Below are 16,683 nucleotides of genomic sequence, written 5' to 3'. Positions count from 1 at the left end.
CTTCCTGGCGACGGACCCGCCGCGGCACACCATGCTGCGCAAGCTGGCCACTGCCGCATTCACCCCGAGGCAGGTCAGGCGCATCGAGGATTCGATCAAAGCGAACGCCAAGACCATCGTCGAAGAGCTCCGGGCCGCCGGCAGCGGGGCCGACTTCGTCGAGCACTGCGCCAAAGAACTGCCCATCCGCACGCTGTCGGACATGGTCGGCATTCCGGAATCAGAGCGCCAGCAGGTCGCGTACGCCACCGATGCCATCGTGTCCTGGGCCGACCCCGTCTACCTCGACGGCCGCAACCCCCTGGAAGTCATGTTCGAAGCAGTAACGTATCTGCATCAAATCGCCGGCACACTCGCCGCGCAGCGCCGCGACCACCCCGGCGAGGATCTGTTCAGCAGCCTGGTGAGCACCGAGGTCGACGGCGATCGCCTCACCGACAACGATGTGGCCGCATATTTTGTGCTGCTCGCCGTGGCCGCCAACGACACCACCCGCCAAACCACCAGCCACGCGATCAAGGCGCTCACCGACTTCCCCGATCAGCGTGCCTGGCTGCTATTGGACTTCGACAACCGCATCGGCACGGGGGTGGAGGAATTCATCCGCTGGGCCACGTCGGTGATGACGTTCCGCCGCACGGCGGCAACCGATTACGAGCTGGGCGGTCAGACCATCCGGGCGGGGGAGAAGGTGGTGATGTTCTACGCATCCGGAAACTGGGATGACGCGGTGTTCGACCATCCCGGCCGGTTCGACTTGAGCCGACACCCCAACCCGCACGTCGGTTTCGGCGGCGGCGGAGAACATTACTGTCTGGGCACACATCTGGCCCGGGCGCAACTACGCGCCATCTTCGGTGAGCTGCTGCGGCAGCTGCCGGATATCCAGGCCGGTGATCCCGCCTACGTGCCGGGCAACTTCATCCACGGCATCCGCAGCATGCCGTGCACCTTCTGACGCTCTAAAGCACGGATACCGGCGAGAGCTCGTCGGCCAGCAGCGCCAGCGATTCCGAGCAGCCGCTGTCGACCTTGACGCTGGCCAGGTCGTCGCCGCGGGTTGGCCCGCGGTTCACGATGGCGATCGGGATGCTACGCGCCGCGGCGTGCCGGACGAATCGATACCCGGAGAACACCGTCAGCGACGACCCGGCAACCAACAGCACGTCAGCTTCCTCGACGAGTGAAAACGCTTGGCCAACACGACCTTTCGGCACATTCTCACCGAAGTAGACGATATTGGGCTTGAGCATACCGCCACAGGAGGGGCAGTCGATGTAGCGGAATGAGGCAGTATCGGCGACGACGGCGTCGGCATCGGGAGCCACCGCGAGCCCGCCGACGGTCTCGGCCTGCTCGATGAATCCCGGGTTGAGGGCCTCCAGTTTGTCGGCCAGCGCCGCGCGCGACATGGTCAGCGCGCAGCTCAGGCAGATCACCTGCGCGTAGCTGCCGTGCAGATTGACCACGGTGGCACTGCCGGCCTTGGTGTGCAGCAGGTCGACGTTCTGGGTGATCACGCCGAGCACCACCCGGGCCCGCTCCAGCGTGACCAACGCGCGGTGCCCGGCATTGGGCGCCGTGTGGTCGATGTGACGCCAGCCGATGTGGTTGCGGGCCCAATACCGCTGCCGGAACTCCGGATCGCCGACGAACTGGCCGATCGTCATCGGATTGCTTGGCGGCGAATCGGGCCCGCGGTAGTCGGGAATTCCCGAATCGGTGGAGATCCCGGCGCCGGTCAGCACCGCCACCCGACGATCGGTCAGCAGCGCGACCAGGTCCGGCGACTGGTGTGGCGTCGTCATGTGGAGACGGTGACAATCTGGTCCAAGCCAGAAATGCGAAGCAATGTCCTGATCGGTCCGGTCGTGGGCACGACCAGGTGGACCTCGGTGGCCCTTGCGACCGTGAAAAGCGCTTGGACAGCGGAACTGTCGCAATATGGGACAGCCGTCATGTCCACGATAATCGCGGACGCGCCGTTAGCCGCTTGTGCGAGCGCGTCTTTGAAATCGTCGGCGTTAGTGCGGTCGATGTCACCGACTGCGGTGACGACCGGCAGCTGATCCGGTGTGCCTACCGTCAATCTGAATTGCAGCTCGGTCATCGGCGTAACTCCTTGACTGGTCCACGATGGTTCCGTCGGGGCCGGAAGTCAATACGACGTGGTCGACAAGCGCGTGCATCAAGGTAATGCCGTGCCCGCGATTTCCTGGATCTGCGGGCGGTGAGCGTCAGCGCCCGTTGTCGGCGACGGTGATGACCTCGGTGGCGTTGGAGACGGCCTCGCCAATCGTAAGGCAGACGTGACGTCGACCAGTCAAAGGCCCTCATCCGGGCCGCCATCTCGCTGTCGCCAACGAACGGCGAGACGGCGGCGGGGCCGGTGCGGGAGGTGTCGGTCACGGTGGCACCTCCTGTCAGCTTGGCGTCACCGCGGAGCGAATGTGTGCCTCTGCAGCTGTTCGACAGTCGCCACTTGTCATACCACGAAGCCGCGTGCTGCCTGTCGAAAACTAGCAGCTCAGGCAGTCCGCTGTCACCGTCAAGTAGGCATCCATATTCGCTTCCATCATCTTCAGCGCCGCCGCTCCCAACTCGGCGTCGATGTGGGCGACCGCGTCGGTGGGCACCACGACCGGTAAGTGACGCAAGTACGCGTCGAGCGCGCTGTAGAGGATGCACTGCTCGGTGACCTGCCCGGTCAGGATCAACCGCTTGGTGCCCAGACGGCCGAGCAGATACTCCAGCGCCGTCGAGTAGAACACACTGTGGCGCACTCCACCAGATCGGGCCGCGCGACCACCAGGACCGTGGTGTCGCTCATGGGTGTAGTGATACCCGCTCGCCAAGCGTTGACACCGGAAGGCGAAACGTTCTCGGCGAACAGGAGACCAGCGGACGATCGGCCAACTCCTTGGGATCAACCAGATCGAAAGTCTCAACAGTGTTTGCCCACATGGTCCGGAGACCGGCAACCTGAAATTCACCAAAAGACAGGTACAACCAGCACGCAGCTCGTTCATAGTGCGGGGGTCAACCGGCTCTCGAATAGTTTGCTCGAGCCGAGACGTCGGGCGTCGGTTGCACGGCTCTTGCGAATCCTGCGCTCTCGAGGTCACGTATGGTCCGATGGAGACGTCATCTTCGCGTGCTTGCCTTTCCAAACCGTGCATTGAGCGGATTGGCTTGCCGCAGAAGGAGACTCGGCTCCACCAAAGTAGATGTAGCTTAGGTATTCCTAAAGCCTTGACGCCCAACGCAATTGCTACGCCGACTCTGCCGGCCTGATGCCGGTCGTCGGGTGCAGCCGGCTGTGGAAGGGAAATGCCGATGTTGGATTTCGGGGCACTGCCGCCCGAGGTCAACTCGACCAGGATGTACGCCGGTGCAGGCTCGGGACCGATGATGGCCGCAGCTTCGGCCTGGGACGTACTCGCCGGCCAGTTGGAGTCGGTTTCGCGTGGTTACGCCGCGGTGATCGCGGGACTGCAGGGCGAAGGCTGGTCGGGCAGTGCGTCGGACGCTATGGCCGATGCAGCTGCGCCGTTCGTGGCCTGGGTGGCGACAACCGGGGCGAAAGCCGAGGAGGCCGCCATCCGGGCTCGGGCGGCGGCGGGCGCCTATGAGACAGCATTCGCCGCAACTGTGCCGCCGGCGCTTGTCACAGCAAACCGCGGCCAGTTGGCGAACCTGGTCGCGACCAATACGTTGGGGCAAAACACGACACAGATCGCGGCCACCGAGGCCGCCTACGCCGAAATGTGGGCGCAGGATGCCCACGCGATGTACGGCTACGCCGCGTCCTCGTCGGCGGCAACCACGCTGACGCCGTTCAGCGAGCCGCCGCCGACCACAAACGCAGCCGGGCAACCCAACCAGGCCGCCGCGGTGGGCCAAGCCGTTGGCAGCTCAACCGCATCACAGTCCCAGGCCACGCTGTCACGGCTGATGTCGGCGATGCCGCAACAGCTGCAAGCCCTGACATCCGGGGCGCCGGTGACCGCTTCGACGACGCCGTCGGCGTCACTAGTCACGGGAGCCAACGCCTTCAATCAGCTGACCGGGACGGTTTTTTATCCGAGTCGTACAGTTACGTCGGCTTTTAGCGGCATCACTGGGCTCTACCGCTCGGTCATCCAGGCAGGCGGCAGTCTTCCCAAGGTGGCTCCTCGGGCCGTCACCGTCGGGGCCAATGCGTTGGCACCGGCAGGCGTTCGCAGCCCGGTGCTGGCCAGCGTGGGCCGGGCGGCACCGATCGGCGGTCTGTCGGTCCCACAGAGCTGGGCATCAGCAACGCCGGTGGCCAGCGCCGTCGAAGAGCCGCTGTGGCTGTCGGAAATGGATCTCGGAGTTGGCGCGCCGTCGGAGGGGATCACAGCGGCGAGCACGGCGGGCGGTGCTCCGATCGCGGGCGTGGGCCCGCTGGCGGGCATGGCGGGGCGTCACTCGGTGAGCAGCGTATTGCGCGTCGCGCCGCGCCGCTTCAGGATGCCCCGTCCTGCCCTCGGCGGATAGCCGGTGGCCGCTTCACTTGGCGCCGACGGCATCGCGATGGCTGTTGGTTGCGAAAGGAATGCTGATGCTTGATTTCGGGGCGCTGCCGCCCGAGGTCAACTCGGCACGAATGTATTCCGGTCCCGGCGCGGGACCGATGATGGCGGCCGCATCGGCCTGGGACGCGGTGGCCGGACAACTGGATTCCTTTGCGGCCGGTTACTCCGCGGTGATCTCGGAGCTGCACGGCGAGAGTTGGTCAGGCGGTACGTCGAACGCGATGGCCGGCGCGGCCGCAGTGTATGTGGCGTGGGCGACGACGACGGCGGCGCAGGCCGAGCAGGCCGCCGGCCAGGCGCGGGCGGCGGCGGCCGCCTACGAGGCGGCGTTCGCGGCAATCGTGCCCCCAGCGGTGGTCGCGGCCAACCGCATTCAGTTGGCGACGCTGGTCGCGACCAATTTCTTCGGCCAGAACACGCCGGCGATCGCGGCCACCGAAGCTGCCTACGCCGAAATGTGGGCGCAGGATGCCGCCGCGATGTACGGCTATGCCGCGTCCTCGTCGGCGGCGACCATGCTGACGCCGTTCAGCCCGGCGCCGCACACCACGAACCCCGCCGGGCAATCCGCCCAAGCCGCCGCGGTTACCCAAGCCGCCGGCACCTCAACCGCCGAACACGCTCAGACCACACTGCTGCAGCTGATGTCGACTCTGCCGCAACAGTTGCACACCCTCACGGCAGCAGGATCTTCCGGCTCATCCACGTCGTCGGGACCGCTGTCGTCGTCGTCCTTGGTCTCGTCGCCGATAGTCGCAGCAGCCAACGCCTTCAATCAACTCACCGGGACGGTTTTTTACCCCAGCCGTACGCTTACCGACGGCCTCAGCGGCGCCACCGGGCTTGTCCGATCTGACGCCCAGTCGCGCCACGATATTCCCAAGGCGGCTACCCCGGCCGTCACTGTCAGGGCTACGACGCCTGAAACGGGGGTCGTTCGCGGTGAAGTGTTCGCGAATGTGGACAACGCGGAACGGGTGGGAAAACTGTCCGTTCCCCAGAGTTGGGCCGCGGCAACTCGGGTGGCCAGCCCTTCCCACGAGCTGCTGAGTCCGGAGGGAACGAGGTTCCGGGCTCTTCCCGCGTGGGCGGAAACCTTACCGACGAACCCGGCGGGCGGGGTGCCGGCCATCGGGCCGATGACAAACGCGGCAGGGCGTCGCACCGGCAACACCGTGTTCCGCATGAGGGATCGCCGCTTCAGAATTCCGCGTCCCGCTGTCGGCGGATAACCCGGGACCGCATCGCCGAGGCGCTACCCGATGATGCGGTGTTCGGGCCGGTCAGGCGAGAATGAAGAGCGATGGACTTTTACAACGCCTACAGCCAGGGCTTTATCCGGGTCGCCGCGTGCACGCATCACGCCGCGATCGCCGACCCGGCCGCCAATGCCGAGTCGGTCTTGCGGCTGGCCCGGGAGTGTCACGACGACGGTGCCGGCCTGGCCATCTTCCCGGAGCTGACGCTGTCCGGCTACTCGATCGAGGACATCTTGCTCCAAGATGTCTTGCTCGGCGCCGTCGAAGACGCCCTGCTCGGTATCGTCGTGGCCTCCACCGACCTGCTGCCGGTGTTGGTGGTCGGGGCGCCGCTGCGCTACCGGCACCGGATCTACAACACTGCGGTCGTCATCCACCGCGGTGTGGTACTCGGGGTGGCGCCCAAGTCGTATCTGCCCACCTACCGGGAGTTCTACGAGCACCGCCAGCTCGCGCCGGGAGACGACGAACGCGGCACGATCTGGATCGGTGACATCGCGGCCCCGTTCGGGCCCGATCTGCTGTTCGCCGCATCCGACCTGCCGGATTTCGTACTACACGTCGAAATCTGTGAGGACATGTTCGTGCCGGTTCCGCCGAGCGCCGAGGCGGCCCTTGCCGGTGCGACGGTGCTGGCCAACCTGTCCGGCAGCCCGATCACGATCGGCCGCGCCGACGACCGCTGCCTGCTGGCCCGCTCGGCGTCGTCGCGCTGTCTGGCCGCCTATGTCTACGCCGCAGCCGGGGAGGGCGAATCGACAACCGACCTGGCCTGGGACGGTCAGACCATGATCTGGGAAAATGGGGTGCTGCTTGCCCAATCGGAGCGGTTCGGAAAAGGCGAACGACGCTGCGTCGCCGATGTCGACATCGAACTGCTTCGCTCAGAACGGCTGCGGATGGGCACCTTCGACGACAACCGGCGCCACCACCGCGCCCTGGCCGAGTCGTTCCGGCGCGTCGAGTTCGTGTTGGATCCACCGGCCGGCGACCTCGGATTGTTTCGTGAGGTCGAGCGGTTCCCGTTCGTGCCGTCCGATCCGGCACGCCTGCAACAAGACTGCTACGAGGCCTACAACATTCAGGTCGCCGGGCTCGAGCAGCGGCTGCGCGCGCTGCACTATCCGAAGGTCGTCATCGGTGTATCCGGCGGGCTGGACTCAACGCACGCACTGATCGTCGCCGCGCGCGCAATGGATCGGGAAAACCGTCCGCGCAGCGACATTCTGGCGTTCACGCTGCCCGGATTCGCCACCGGTGAGCGCACCAAGAACAACGCCATCAGGCTGTCGCGCGCGCTGGGAGTCACGTTCTCCGAAATCGACATTCGCGACACCGCGAAGCTGATGCTCACCAATATCGATCATCCGTTCGGGCGCGGCGACGATGTCTACGACGTCACTTTCGAGAACGTTCAGGCCGGCCTGCGCACCGACTACCTGTTCCGGCTGGCCAACCAGCGGGGCGGCATCGTGCTGGGCACCGGCGACCTGTCCGAGCTGGCGCTGGGCTGGTCGACCTACGGTGTGGGGGATCAGATGTCGCACTACAACATCAACAGCGGGGTACCCAAGACGCTGATCCAGCATCTGATCCGCTGGGTGATTTCGTCGGGGCAATTCGACGAGGAGGTGTGCGCGACGCTGCAGTCGGTGCTCGACACCGAGATCACCCCGGAACTGGTGCCTGCCGGGGAGGACGAAGAACTGCAAAGCAGCGAAGCGAAGATCGGGCCCTATGTGCTGCAGGACTTTTCGCTGTACCACGTGCTGCGATTCGGATTCCGCCCATCGAAGATCGCATTCTTGGCCTGGCAGGCCTGGAGCGACCCGGACCGCGGAAACTGGCCGGCCGGGTTCCCGGCCGACAAACGACCATCGTATTCACTGACCGAGATACGCCACTGGCTGCAAGTCTTCGTGCAACGGTTCTACTCGTTCAGCCAGTTCAAGCGTTCGGCTATGCCGAACGGGCCCAAGGTATCTCACGGTGGTTCATTGTCGCCGCGCGGGGACTGGCGGGCGCCGTCGGACATGTCGGCGCGGGTCTGGCTCGACGAGATCGACCGCGAGATACCCGAGGAGTAGACAACGCCATGCAGCTGACCGGCAACACCATTCTGGTCACCGGCGGTGGCACCGGAATCGGCCGCGGGCTGGCTGAGTCATTTCATCGGTTAGGTAACCACGTCGTCGTAGCCGGCCGACGGCGCGAGCCGCTGCAAGCCGTCGCTGCGGCCAACCCGGGCATGGGGTGCTCGTCGCTGGACCAGCAAGACCCCGCCGACATCAGGCGATTCGCCGCCGAGCTCACCAATCACTATCCGGACCTCAATGTCGTGGTCAACAACGCCGGCGTTCAACGCGTCGAGGACCTCAGCGCCGGCGACGTCGACGCGGCGGAGGAGACGGTGGCGATCAATCTGCTGGGGCCGATCCGGCTCACGGCCGCACTGCTGTCCTTCTTGCGGGCGAAGTCGTGCGCGGCGATCGTCAATGTCAGCTCCGGCCTCGCGTTCATGCCGAGCGCGCTCACACCGACGTATTGCGCCACCAAAGCGGCGCTGCATTCGTACACCCAGTCGCTGCGATTTCAGCTTCGTGACACTTCGGTTCAGGTGATCGAAATCGTCCCACCGCAGGTGCAAACTGGGCTGCAGGGCGAGCGCGGCTTCGATCCCAACGCGATGCCGCTGGATGATTACATCGCCGAGACCATGACGTTGTTGCAGACGCAGCCACAGGCCGACGAGATCATCGTGGAACGCGTCAAGCGGTTCCGCTTCGCCGAGCGAGACGGTCACTACGACGAGATCTATCCCGCGTTCAACCAAACGATCACGGCGAGCCTACACAGGTAAGGTCACCGTCATGGCCGCAACTCGACGAACCCAGCCGCGCTGAAATCGCCGTCGAACGCATAAGCATTGCGGACGTTCTTCTTGCGCATCAGCGCGAAGCTCGTCGCATCGACGAACGAGTACTCTCGTTCATCGTGTCGGGCCAGCCATTCCCACGCTTGCTCCTCGAGTTCTGCCGTAATGTGCTCGACCCGAACAACACTGCTGTATCGGATAGCAGCCGCGGCAACTGCGGCCCGGTGACCGCCGCGCCGGTTGAGCAGCGTCCAGGTTTCGCCCAGGACATGATTGGACGTTACGACGACGGGTGGTTTACTGTTCCACAGTTTCTTGGCAGCGTCGTGTCGAGCGTCCTTCGCGTTACCAAGAGCAGCCCAAAAGGATGTGTCAACGAAGATCATCCGCGCGGCCCATAGACGACGTCATCGACGGACGCGGACAGGTCGGCTCCGCCCTCGAATGATCCGATGAAGGCGTCGACGGGGTCTGGGCCAGGCGTGTCAAGTCGATCAGCCACGTACTCCCGGATAAGAGCTGCCTTCGACTTGCGCCGCCGCCGAGCTTCAACTCCGAGGGCGTGGTCGACTTCCTCCTCGATATAAATCTGCAGCCGCTTCATGACATCAATATACGCCACAAAATGAACCGATGTATACATCAGAATCCACGACATGCGCGCTGGCCCGTTAGCCGATCAGCCCCACGCCCGGGACGAACCGGCCGACGCGGGCCGTATAGCCGCGGTAGTTCTCGTCGTGCTTGGCCAGCAGATAGGGCTCTTCGACGCGGCGTACCTGTAGTTCGATGACGACGACCGCAAGCGCCAGGCCGAAAATCCCCACAAGATTCGGTGCCACCAGTACGACCCCGACGTTGAACGTGAGCATCGCGGTGTAGATGGGGTTGCGCACCCGCCCGAAAACGCCGGTGTGCACCAGCGCGGTGGTTTCGTTCTCATCCACTCCGATCCGCCAGGAGTCGCCCATGTCGATCTGCGCCCACACCATCGTCACGATGCCGAGCATCGCCACAACGACGCCGAGGAGCTGAATCCACGTGGCGCGCAGGACGCTCACGGGCGCGACGATGCCGAACGCCTGCAGCAGCGGGCCGAGCACCCCGGCCCCCAGCGCGATGACGAAGCCCACGCCCGCGACCCATTCCGCCGAACCAGTTCGGCCGCGCATGCCACGAAAGCCGGTCGATCCGGTACGCCGGTGCTGTAGCCAACTGCGCCAAGCGAATCCGATCACACCGAACACGGCGACCAGCGCCAACGCAACCACGGCGGCAACCGAAACCGGCATCAGCAACCCGCTGTGGTCATAGCCGCTCGTCGACCCGCAGGTCGGGATGCACCCAGTTCGGTGATCGTCGCTCCCGGAACGCGAGGAACCCCTCGACGGCCTCGGGTCCCTCGATGCTGGCCTCCATACCGATCCGGTCGTAGAGCCCGAGGTAGTTGTCCAGGCTGGCCTTCACCACCCGCCGAGCACCCGGCGCGGTGCGGCAACAGCGGGCCAGCACGTCGCGCGCGGCGTCCATCAGCTCGTCGTGTGGCACCATCCGGGCGACCATGCCCCACTCGACGGCCTCGTCCGCGGTCAGCGTCCGCCCGGTGAACATCAGGTCGCGGGTGCGGATCGGTCCGACGATGCGGGCCAGCATCTGGCTGTAATACGTGTCGGCGATGCCGCGGTACAGCTCGGGGACGCGGAAGGTTGCCCGGTCACTGACCACTGCGACGTCGCTGCACATCGCGATCTGCAGTCCGCCGCCCTGGCACAGGCCATTGACCGCAGACACCACCGGCTTGGCCGACTTTCGCAGCGTGTCGAACGGTGTGACGTCCATCGACAACGCCGAACCCCACTGCATCCAGTTGTCGTCGCCACCGCCGCCGAGGTCGCCGCCCGGCGCGAACACGTCACCGGTTCCGGTGATCAGCAGCCCCGCCAGGTCGGCGTCGGCGTTGACCCGCGCTATGGCGTAGCGGATACCGAAGTACATCGCCGGTGTCATCGCGTTTCGCGCCTCCGGTCGGTCCAGCGTGACGATCGCGAACGGGCCCTCCCGGGTGAATTTCAGGAACTGTGTCCCCAACCAATCGCCCTCGGGCGGGCGCGGGTTTGTCGGCATCATGACCCTCCTTCGATGTTGGCGACGACGTCATCGATCGCCTCGCTCAGCGGAGCGCAGTCGCCGGCGCCGGCCACCAGTGTCGCCAGCGCACCCGCCGCGCACGCCCGACGCAATGCGTAGTCACGACCGGTAGTCCAGCCGGCGGCCAGCACACCCGCGAACACGTCACCGGCGCCGGCGGTGTCGACCGCCGCGACTGTCGGCGCCGGAACCGTGAACTCCTCGTCGCCGCCCGTGTATGTCGCGCCGGCGGCGCCGCGGGTGATCACCCTCTGCGCCACCGGCCACGCCCAGTGCTCGGCTTCGGTTTCGTTGACGATCAACACGTCGGTGAGCTCGGCGAGCTCACTGGAGTCCGCGGCCGGCGGCGACGCGTTGACCATCACGATCGCGCGGGCTGCCCGCGCTTCCCGGGCGGCCGCCACCGCGGTCGCGACCGGGATCTCCAGCTGCAGCAACAACACGTCGCAATCGGCGATGATCGCGCGCACCTCCGTCGAGTCCAGCGTCAGGTGAGCGTTGGCGCCCGGCGTGACGACGATCGCGTTCTCTCCGGCGGAATCCACCATCACGACCGCGGTCCCGCTGGGCCCGGCCAGGGTGACCAGCCCGTGGGTGCCCACACCGTTTTCGCGCAGATATGCGCAGAGCCGCTTCCCCGCCGCGTCGTCGCCCACCGCGCCGACGAACTGCACCCGTGCGCCGGCGCGTGCCGCGGCCACCGCCTGATTGGCGCCCTTGCCTCCGGGCGTCGAGCGGCTCGACGCCGCCAGCACGGTCCCGCCCGCGCGCGGCAGCGCGTCGACGCTCAACACGGTGTCCATGTTCACGCTGCCCAACACGCACACCCGGTTCGTCATAGCGCCGACGTTAGTCGCGGTGTTTTCGGCAAACCTCAATTTATCCGCGGTTGCGGGTTAGTCTGCTGCGTGATCTGCGATTCTCGTGGCGCGCCAGCGAAAGGAAGCCGATTGACGCCAGAGCAGCCAACGGGACAGCAGCCGGAAGGCGAGACCGCCCCGGCTCTTAAAAGCGGGCGCCGGCCATGGCTGCTTTCCCGGGTCAGCATCCAATCCAAGCTGATGGTGATGTTGCTGGTCTGCAGCATCCTGTCGGTGGCGGTGATCGGTGTGATCGTTTATCACGTCGGCGGCAACGCGATGCGCAGCGCCGCGATTGATCGGCTGGTCGAGCTGCGCGAGTCGCAAAAGCGAGCGGTGGAGGCAGTTTTCGCGGACTTGGCGAATTCGCTGATCGTCAGCAGCCGGGGAAATTCCGCCGTCGAGGCGATGGCGGCGTTCACCGCCGGCTTCGACCAACTGGCCAACGCGACGATCAACCCGGCCCAGCAGCAGGAGATCGTCAGTTACTACAACCGCAAACTGATCGAACCGACCGAGCGGATGACCGGCGACAAACTCGATATCAACGCGCTGCTGCCAACCTCGAACGCGCAGAAGTATCTTCAGGCCTACTACACCGCACCAGATGTGTTCGACGGTGACTCGAAGCGCGTTGACGACGCCGGCGACGGCAGCGCATGGTCGGCCGCCAATGCCCGCTTCAACAACCACTTCCAGGAGATCGTCAGCCACTTCGAATACCGTGATGCGCTGCTGCTGGACACGCGTGGCAACGTCGTCTACAGCGCGATGAAGGGACCCGACCTGGGCACCAACATCCTGACCGGTCCGTATCGCGAATCAAAACTGCGAGCTGCCTACCAAAACGCATTAGGCTCCAATTCCGTCGACTTCGTGTGGATCACCGACTTCCAGTCGTATCAGCCACAACTGAACAGGCCCACCGCATGGTTGGTGTCGCCGGTCGGCACCGGCGGCAGGATCGATGGGGTCATGGCGCTGCCGTTGCCGAGCTCGAAGATCAACCGGATCATGACCGCCGACAGGCATTGGGAGTCCTCCGGAATGGGGACCACCACCGAGACGTACCTGGTCGGGCCGGACGGATTGATGCGGTCTGATTCGCGGCTGTTTCTGGACGATCCGAAGAAATACGAACGTGAGGCAGTGGCCTCCGGTGCGACGTCGGACGCGGTGCGCAAGGCGGTCCGCTTAGGTACCACCACGCTGACACAGCCGGCCGAGACCGCGGGTTGGCGCGCCGCGGGGCGTGGTCAGACCGGAGCGCTCACCACCACCGACTACTTGGGCAATCGCGAACTGGAGGCGTATGCCCCGCTGAACGTGCCGGATTCCGAGCTGCGCTGGTCGATCTTGGCGACACGGGACACCGCGGAGGCTTTGGCCCGGGTAGCGGCGTTCACCAAAACGCTGGTGATAGCGACGACATTGATCATTTTCGTCATCTGCGTCGCGGCAATGGTGCTGGCGCAGATCTTGGTGCGGCCGATCCGTCGGCTCGAGGCCGGCACTCAGCGCATCAGCGGTGGCGACTACGACGTCGACATCCCGGTGACGTCGCGCGACGAGATCGGCGATTTGACCGCGGCTTTCAACGAGATGAGCCGAAACCTCGCGATCAAGGAAGAGCTGCTTACCGAGCAGCGCGGAGAAAACGACCGCCTGCTGCTGTCGTTGATGCCGGAACCGGTGGTGCAGCGCTATCGCCAGGGTGAGGAAATCATCGCAGAGGAGCATCAAGATGTCAGCGTCATCTTCGCCGACATCGCCGGATTCGACGAGCTATCACGTGATCTCTCCGGTGACGAGCTGGTGAGGATCGTCGACGAACTGGTACGCCAATTCGATTCGGCGGCGGAATCACTTGGCGTGGAGCGGATTCGTACCCTGCATAACGGTTACCTGGCCAGTTGCGGGGTGACAACGCCACGGCTGGACAACGTGCACCGGACCGTCGAATTCGCCCTGGAAATGCGGCTCATCATCGATCGATTCAACAGCCAAACCGGCCACGATCTCGGCCTGCGGGCCGACATCACCACCGGCAAGGTGGTCAGCGGGCTGGTGGGCCGATCGAGCCTGACGTATGACGTGTGGGGCGCCGCGGCCAGCCTCGCTTACCAGATGCACATGGGCTCACCAGAGCCCGGTATCTACGTCACGTCCCAGGTATACGACCTGATGCGGGACGCACGGCAATTCAGGCCGGCCGGCACGATCGTCGTCGCCGGGTCAGAAGAGCCGATCTGGCGATTGTCGGAGCAGCAGTGAACCTGTTCGACACGTGGTTCTACTGGGCCGCCGGTGTTGCGGTCGGGTTGCCGGTCGGGCTCGTCATTCTCACCGAATGGCACCACGCCCTAACCCGCAGGCGCAGCAGCCTTGCCCGGCCGATCGCCCTGCTGCGCAACTATCTCTTGCCGGTGGGCGCGCTGTTGCTGCTGCTCGTCAAGGCGGCGCAGATCCCGTTCCAGGACACCTCAGTGCGTCTGCTGGCGACGGTGTTCGGCTTTGTGGTGTTGGTGCTGCTGCTCTCCGGACTCAACGCCGCAATCTTCCAGGGCGCTCCGGAGGGGACCTGGCGCAAGCGAGTACCGGGCATCTTCCTCGACGTCGCCCGGTTCGTGTTGATCGGCGTCGGCCTGGCGGCGATCTTCTCTTATGTCTGGGGTGCCCGGATTGGTGGCTTGTTCGCCGCGCTCGGGGTGACGTCGGTCGTCATCGGCCTGTTGTTGCAGAACTCCGTCGGCCAGATCGTGTCGGGTCTGTTCATGTTGTTCGAGCAGCCGTTCCGGATCGGCGATTGGCTGGACACGGCCGCGGCGCAGGGTCGAGTCGTGGAAGTGAACTGGCGGGCCGTTCATATCGAGACCGGCCACGGACTGCAGATCACGCCGAACTCGGTGCTCGCCAGTACATCGTTCAGCAATCGCAGTCGCCAGACCGGTGCGTACAAGCTGGCGATCGCCACAACGTTTTCCACTGCCGACCCGCCCGACCGGGTCTGCGCGATATTGTCGCGGACCGCCGAGGCGCTGCCGCAGCTCAAGGCGGGCTTCAAGGTCACGTCGGTAGCCTTGGGCGGTGCCGGGTACCGCACCACCATCGGGCTGAAATCGCCGGCGGACGACGGCGCCGCGCAGGCGACGTTCCTGCGCTGGATCTGGTACGCCGCCCGGCGGGCACGACTGCACCTCGATGGCGCCGGCGACGACTTCTCGACCACCGCGCGGGTAGACAAGGCGCTGCGAACGGTGGTGGCCGCGGCATTGCGGTTGAATCCGACCGATCAGCAGTCGCTCGCTGCGCACGCGAGAATCGTTCGGTACGGCGCCGACGAAGTCCTCCAGTGCGCCGGTGAAGTGCCCACCGTGATGACCTTCCTGATCGAAGGCAGCGTCCAGATGACCGCGACGGCCGAAGACGGTTCGGTGATCCTGACCGCCACGCTGGGCGAGGGGTCATTCCTGGGACTGACCGCGCTCACCCGGCAACCCAATCTCTCCGACGCGTACGCGCTGCAAGAGGTGACCGCGCTGGAGATCGACCGCGAACATCTCGAACGACTCGTGATGCGCAAACCGCTGCTGCTCCAGGACCTGGGCCGGATCATCGACGAGCGGCGCAGTGGAGTGCGGCGAGTGAGCGCCCACCAACGGCTGGGTTGACATCGCACCGCTACGGCAGGCCCGATACCCTGGGGTAATGAGTCTGCAAGCACCACTGCGCCCCGGCCTGCGCCAAGAGGTGCACGACGCCGCACGCCGCGCGCGCGTCGCCGCGCGTGTCCTGGCCGCGTTGCCGACCGTCGCCAAGGACCACGCGTTGCGCACCGCGGCCGACGCAATAGTGGCTCACGCCGAGGTGATCCTGGCGGCCAATGCCGAAGACCTCGGCGTGGCCCGGGCCGCCGGCACCCCGGAGGCCATCCTCGACCGGCTGGCGCTGAACACGGCGCGCATCGACGCAATCGCCGCCGGCCTGCGCCAGGTGGCCGGTCTGCCCGACCCGGTCGGCGAGGTGCTGCGCGGCTATACGCTTCCCAACGGGCTGCAGTTGCGCCAGCAGCGGGTGCCGCTCGGTGTGGTCGGGATGGTCTATGAGGGTCGGCCCAACGTCACCGTCGACGCGTTCGGCTTGGCGCTGAAGTCCGGTAACGCCGCGCTGCTGCGCGGCAGCTCCTCGGCGGCGAAGTCCAACCAGGCGTTGGTCGAGGTATTGCGCGCGGGCCTGGTGGGCGAGGACCTGCCCGCCGATGCGGTCCAGCTGCTCGACAGCTCCGACCGCTCCACCGTCACCCATCTGATCCAGGCCCGCGGGCTGGTCGACGTGGTGATCCCGCGCGGCGGAGCGGGCCTGATCGACGCGGTGGTCCGCGACGCGCAGGTGCCCACCATCGAAACCGGGGTCGGCAACTGCCACGTCTACATCGATGCGGCTGCCGATCTGGACGTCGCCGAACGGGTGCTGCTGAACTCCAAGACCCGCCGGCCCAGTGTGTGCAACGCCGCCGAGACGCTGCTGGTCGATGCGGCGATCGCCGGAGAGGCGATGCCGCGGCTGGTGGCCGCGCTGCAGGACGCCGGGGTGACCGTCCATTTGGACGCCTCCGACGACGAGCTGCGGCGCGAGTTCCTGGCGATGGACATCGCGGTGGCGGTGGTCGACGGCGTCGACGCTGCGATCGCCCACATCAACGACTACGGAACCGGCCACACCGAAGCGATCGTGACCACCAATATGGCTGCCGCGCAACGGTTTACCGAGCGGGTCGATGCGGCCGCGGTGATGGTGAACGCGTCGACGGCGTTCACCGACGGCGAGCAGTTCGGTTTCGGCGCCGAAATCGGCATTTCCACCCAGAAGCTGCACGCCCGCGGCCCGATGGGACTGCCGGAACTGACCTCGACCAAGTGGATCGTCTGGGGAGACGGCCACACCCGTCTTCCCTAGGAGAAAACCCAGTGACTGTTCCTGCC

Annotated in this window: 15 protein-coding genes and 1 pseudogene; 8 read left to right on the top strand and 8 right to left on the bottom strand. The window is 65.7% G+C overall.

Translation table 11 applies throughout. The annotated features are described in order from the left end of the window. On the top strand, positions 1-958 hold a 958-nt coding region (locus tag ACRDTL_RS19495; RefSeq protein ID WP_431508338.1), incomplete at its 5' end, for a cytochrome P450. Between the two features lie 4 nt (positions 959-962). Here ACRDTL_RS19495 and ACRDTL_RS19490 read toward each other — a convergent pair. The 3 genes and pseudogenes from ACRDTL_RS19490 to ACRDTL_RS19480 all read right to left on the bottom strand — a co-directional run. After that, positions 963-1,808 carry a Sir2 family NAD-dependent protein deacetylase gene (locus ACRDTL_RS19490; protein ID WP_431508337.1) on the bottom strand — a complete coding sequence of 282 codons (846 nt, stop codon included), beginning with the start codon at positions 1,806-1,808 and terminating at the stop codon, positions 963-965. Then, the gene (locus ACRDTL_RS19485) at positions 1,805-2,110 is read right to left on the bottom strand and encodes an STAS domain-containing protein (RefSeq protein WP_431508336.1); all 306 of its coding nucleotides are present in this window, start codon (positions 2,108-2,110) and stop codon (positions 1,805-1,807) included. Before ACRDTL_RS19485 ends, ACRDTL_RS19490 begins: the two co-directional genes overlap by 4 nt. 409 nt (positions 2,111-2,519) lie before the next feature. Next, positions 2,520-2,792, bottom strand: a pseudogene (locus tag ACRDTL_RS19480) (cysteine hydrolase family protein); the annotation flags it as partial. A gap of 544 nt (positions 2,793-3,336) precedes the next feature. On the opposite strand from ACRDTL_RS19480, the gene ACRDTL_RS19475 reads away from it, so the two are divergent. From ACRDTL_RS19475 to ACRDTL_RS19460, 4 genes are all read left to right on the top strand, one after another. Further along, entirely contained in the window at positions 3,337-4,521 is a 1,185-nt protein-coding gene (locus tag ACRDTL_RS19475; protein ID WP_431508335.1) for a PPE family protein, read from the top strand. A 64-nt stretch (positions 4,522-4,585) separates the two neighbouring features. After that, a complete protein-coding gene (locus tag ACRDTL_RS19470) occupies positions 4,586-5,791 on the top strand; it encodes a PPE family protein (protein ID WP_431508334.1) in 1,206 nt (401 codons plus the stop codon). A gap of 71 nt (positions 5,792-5,862) precedes the next feature. After that, complete coding sequence (locus tag ACRDTL_RS19465) at positions 5,863-7,905, top strand: NAD(+) synthase (protein ID WP_431508333.1); 2,043 nt, start codon at positions 5,863-5,865, stop codon at positions 7,903-7,905. 8 nt (positions 7,906-7,913) lie between these two features. Continuing rightward, complete coding sequence (locus ACRDTL_RS19460; RefSeq protein ID WP_431508332.1) at positions 7,914-8,678, top strand: SDR family oxidoreductase; 765 nt, start codon at positions 7,914-7,916, stop codon at positions 8,676-8,678. An 8-nt stretch (positions 8,679-8,686) separates the two neighbouring features. Here the strand turns inward: ACRDTL_RS19460 and ACRDTL_RS19455 are convergent, their stop codons facing one another. The 5 genes from ACRDTL_RS19455 to ACRDTL_RS19435 are packed head-to-tail and all read right to left on the bottom strand — an operon-like array spanning position 8,687 to position 11,680. Further along, positions 8,687-9,079, bottom strand: a complete 393-nt coding sequence (locus ACRDTL_RS19455; protein WP_431508331.1) for a PIN domain-containing protein — start codon at positions 9,077-9,079, stop codon at positions 8,687-8,689. Next, positions 9,076-9,336: a CopG family transcriptional regulator gene (locus ACRDTL_RS19450; protein ID WP_431508330.1), complete on the bottom strand. Its 261-nt coding sequence runs from the start codon at positions 9,334-9,336 to the stop codon at positions 9,076-9,078. The genes ACRDTL_RS19455 and ACRDTL_RS19450 overlap by 4 nt, the downstream gene beginning before the upstream one ends. 28 nt (positions 9,337-9,364) lie before the next feature. Then, positions 9,365-9,985: a methyltransferase family protein gene (locus tag ACRDTL_RS19445; protein WP_431508329.1), complete on the bottom strand. Its 621-nt coding sequence runs from the start codon at positions 9,983-9,985 to the stop codon at positions 9,365-9,367. Positions 9,986-10,001: 16 nt separating this feature from the next. Continuing rightward, positions 10,002-10,817, bottom strand: a complete 816-nt coding sequence (locus ACRDTL_RS19440) for an enoyl-CoA hydratase/isomerase family protein (protein WP_431508339.1) — start codon at positions 10,815-10,817, stop codon at positions 10,002-10,004. Continuing rightward, positions 10,817-11,680, bottom strand: a complete 864-nt coding sequence (locus ACRDTL_RS19435; RefSeq protein WP_431508328.1) for a ribokinase — start codon at positions 11,678-11,680, stop codon at positions 10,817-10,819. Before ACRDTL_RS19435 ends, ACRDTL_RS19440 begins: the two co-directional genes overlap by 1 nt. Positions 11,681-11,791: 111 nt before the next feature. Here ACRDTL_RS19435 and ACRDTL_RS19430 point away from each other — a divergent pair, with 111 nt between their 5' ends. The 3 genes from ACRDTL_RS19430 to ACRDTL_RS19420 are packed head-to-tail and all read left to right on the top strand — an operon-like array spanning position 11,792 to position 16,657. Continuing rightward, positions 11,792-13,975, top strand: coding sequence for an adenylate/guanylate cyclase domain-containing protein (locus ACRDTL_RS19430; RefSeq protein ID WP_431508327.1), 2,184 nt, complete (start codon positions 11,792-11,794; stop codon positions 13,973-13,975). Beyond that, complete coding sequence (locus ACRDTL_RS19425) at positions 13,972-15,372, top strand: mechanosensitive ion channel domain-containing protein (RefSeq protein WP_431508326.1); 1,401 nt, start codon at positions 13,972-13,974, stop codon at positions 15,370-15,372. Before ACRDTL_RS19430 ends, ACRDTL_RS19425 begins: the two co-directional genes overlap by 4 nt. 37 nt (positions 15,373-15,409) lie before the next feature. After that, positions 15,410-16,657: a glutamate-5-semialdehyde dehydrogenase gene (locus tag ACRDTL_RS19420; RefSeq protein WP_431508325.1), complete on the top strand. Its 1,248-nt coding sequence runs from the start codon at positions 15,410-15,412 to the stop codon at positions 16,655-16,657. Positions 16,658-16,683 lie beyond the last annotated feature (26 nt).

Origin of the sequence: Mycobacterium sp. (genome assembly GCF_050700595.1) — a bacterium.
Classification (GTDB): Bacteria; Actinomycetota; Actinomycetes; order Mycobacteriales; family Mycobacteriaceae; genus Mycobacterium.
Note: the sequence above shows the minus strand (reverse complement) of the source record. Positions and strands in the feature narration are given on the sequence as shown.

Bases quoted from the DNA above. Each gene is read 5' to 3' on its own strand.
- ACRDTL_RS19490 (WP_431508337.1), bottom strand. From the start codon at position 1,808: ATGACGACGCCACACCAGTCGCCGGACCTGGTCGCGCTGCTGACCGAT.
- ACRDTL_RS19485 (WP_431508336.1), bottom strand. From the start codon at position 2,110: ATGACCGAGCTGCAATTCAGATTGACGGTAGGCACACCGGATCAGCTG.
- ACRDTL_RS19475 (WP_431508335.1), top strand. From the start codon at position 3,337: ATGTTGGATTTCGGGGCACTGCCGCCCGAGGTCAACTCGACCAGGATG.
- ACRDTL_RS19470 (WP_431508334.1), top strand. From the start codon at position 4,586: ATGCTTGATTTCGGGGCGCTGCCGCCCGAGGTCAACTCGGCACGAATG.
- ACRDTL_RS19465 (WP_431508333.1), top strand. From the start codon at position 5,863: ATGGACTTTTACAACGCCTACAGCCAGGGCTTTATCCGGGTCGCCGCG.
- ACRDTL_RS19460 (WP_431508332.1), top strand. From the start codon at position 7,914: ATGCAGCTGACCGGCAACACCATTCTGGTCACCGGCGGTGGCACCGGA.
- ACRDTL_RS19455 (WP_431508331.1), bottom strand. From the start codon at position 9,079: ATGATCTTCGTTGACACATCCTTTTGGGCTGCTCTTGGTAACGCGAAG.
- ACRDTL_RS19450 (WP_431508330.1), bottom strand. From the start codon at position 9,336: ATGTATACATCGGTTCATTTTGTGGCGTATATTGATGTCATGAAGCGG.
- ACRDTL_RS19445 (WP_431508329.1), bottom strand. From the start codon at position 9,985: ATGCCGGTTTCGGTTGCCGCCGTGGTTGCGTTGGCGCTGGTCGCCGTG.
- ACRDTL_RS19440 (WP_431508339.1), bottom strand. From the start codon at position 10,817: ATGCCGACAAACCCGCGCCCGCCCGAGGGCGATTGGTTGGGGACACAG.
- ACRDTL_RS19435 (WP_431508328.1), bottom strand. From the start codon at position 11,680: ATGACGAACCGGGTGTGCGTGTTGGGCAGCGTGAACATGGACACCGTG.
- ACRDTL_RS19420 (WP_431508325.1), top strand. From the start codon at position 15,410: ATGAGTCTGCAAGCACCACTGCGCCCCGGCCTGCGCCAAGAGGTGCAC.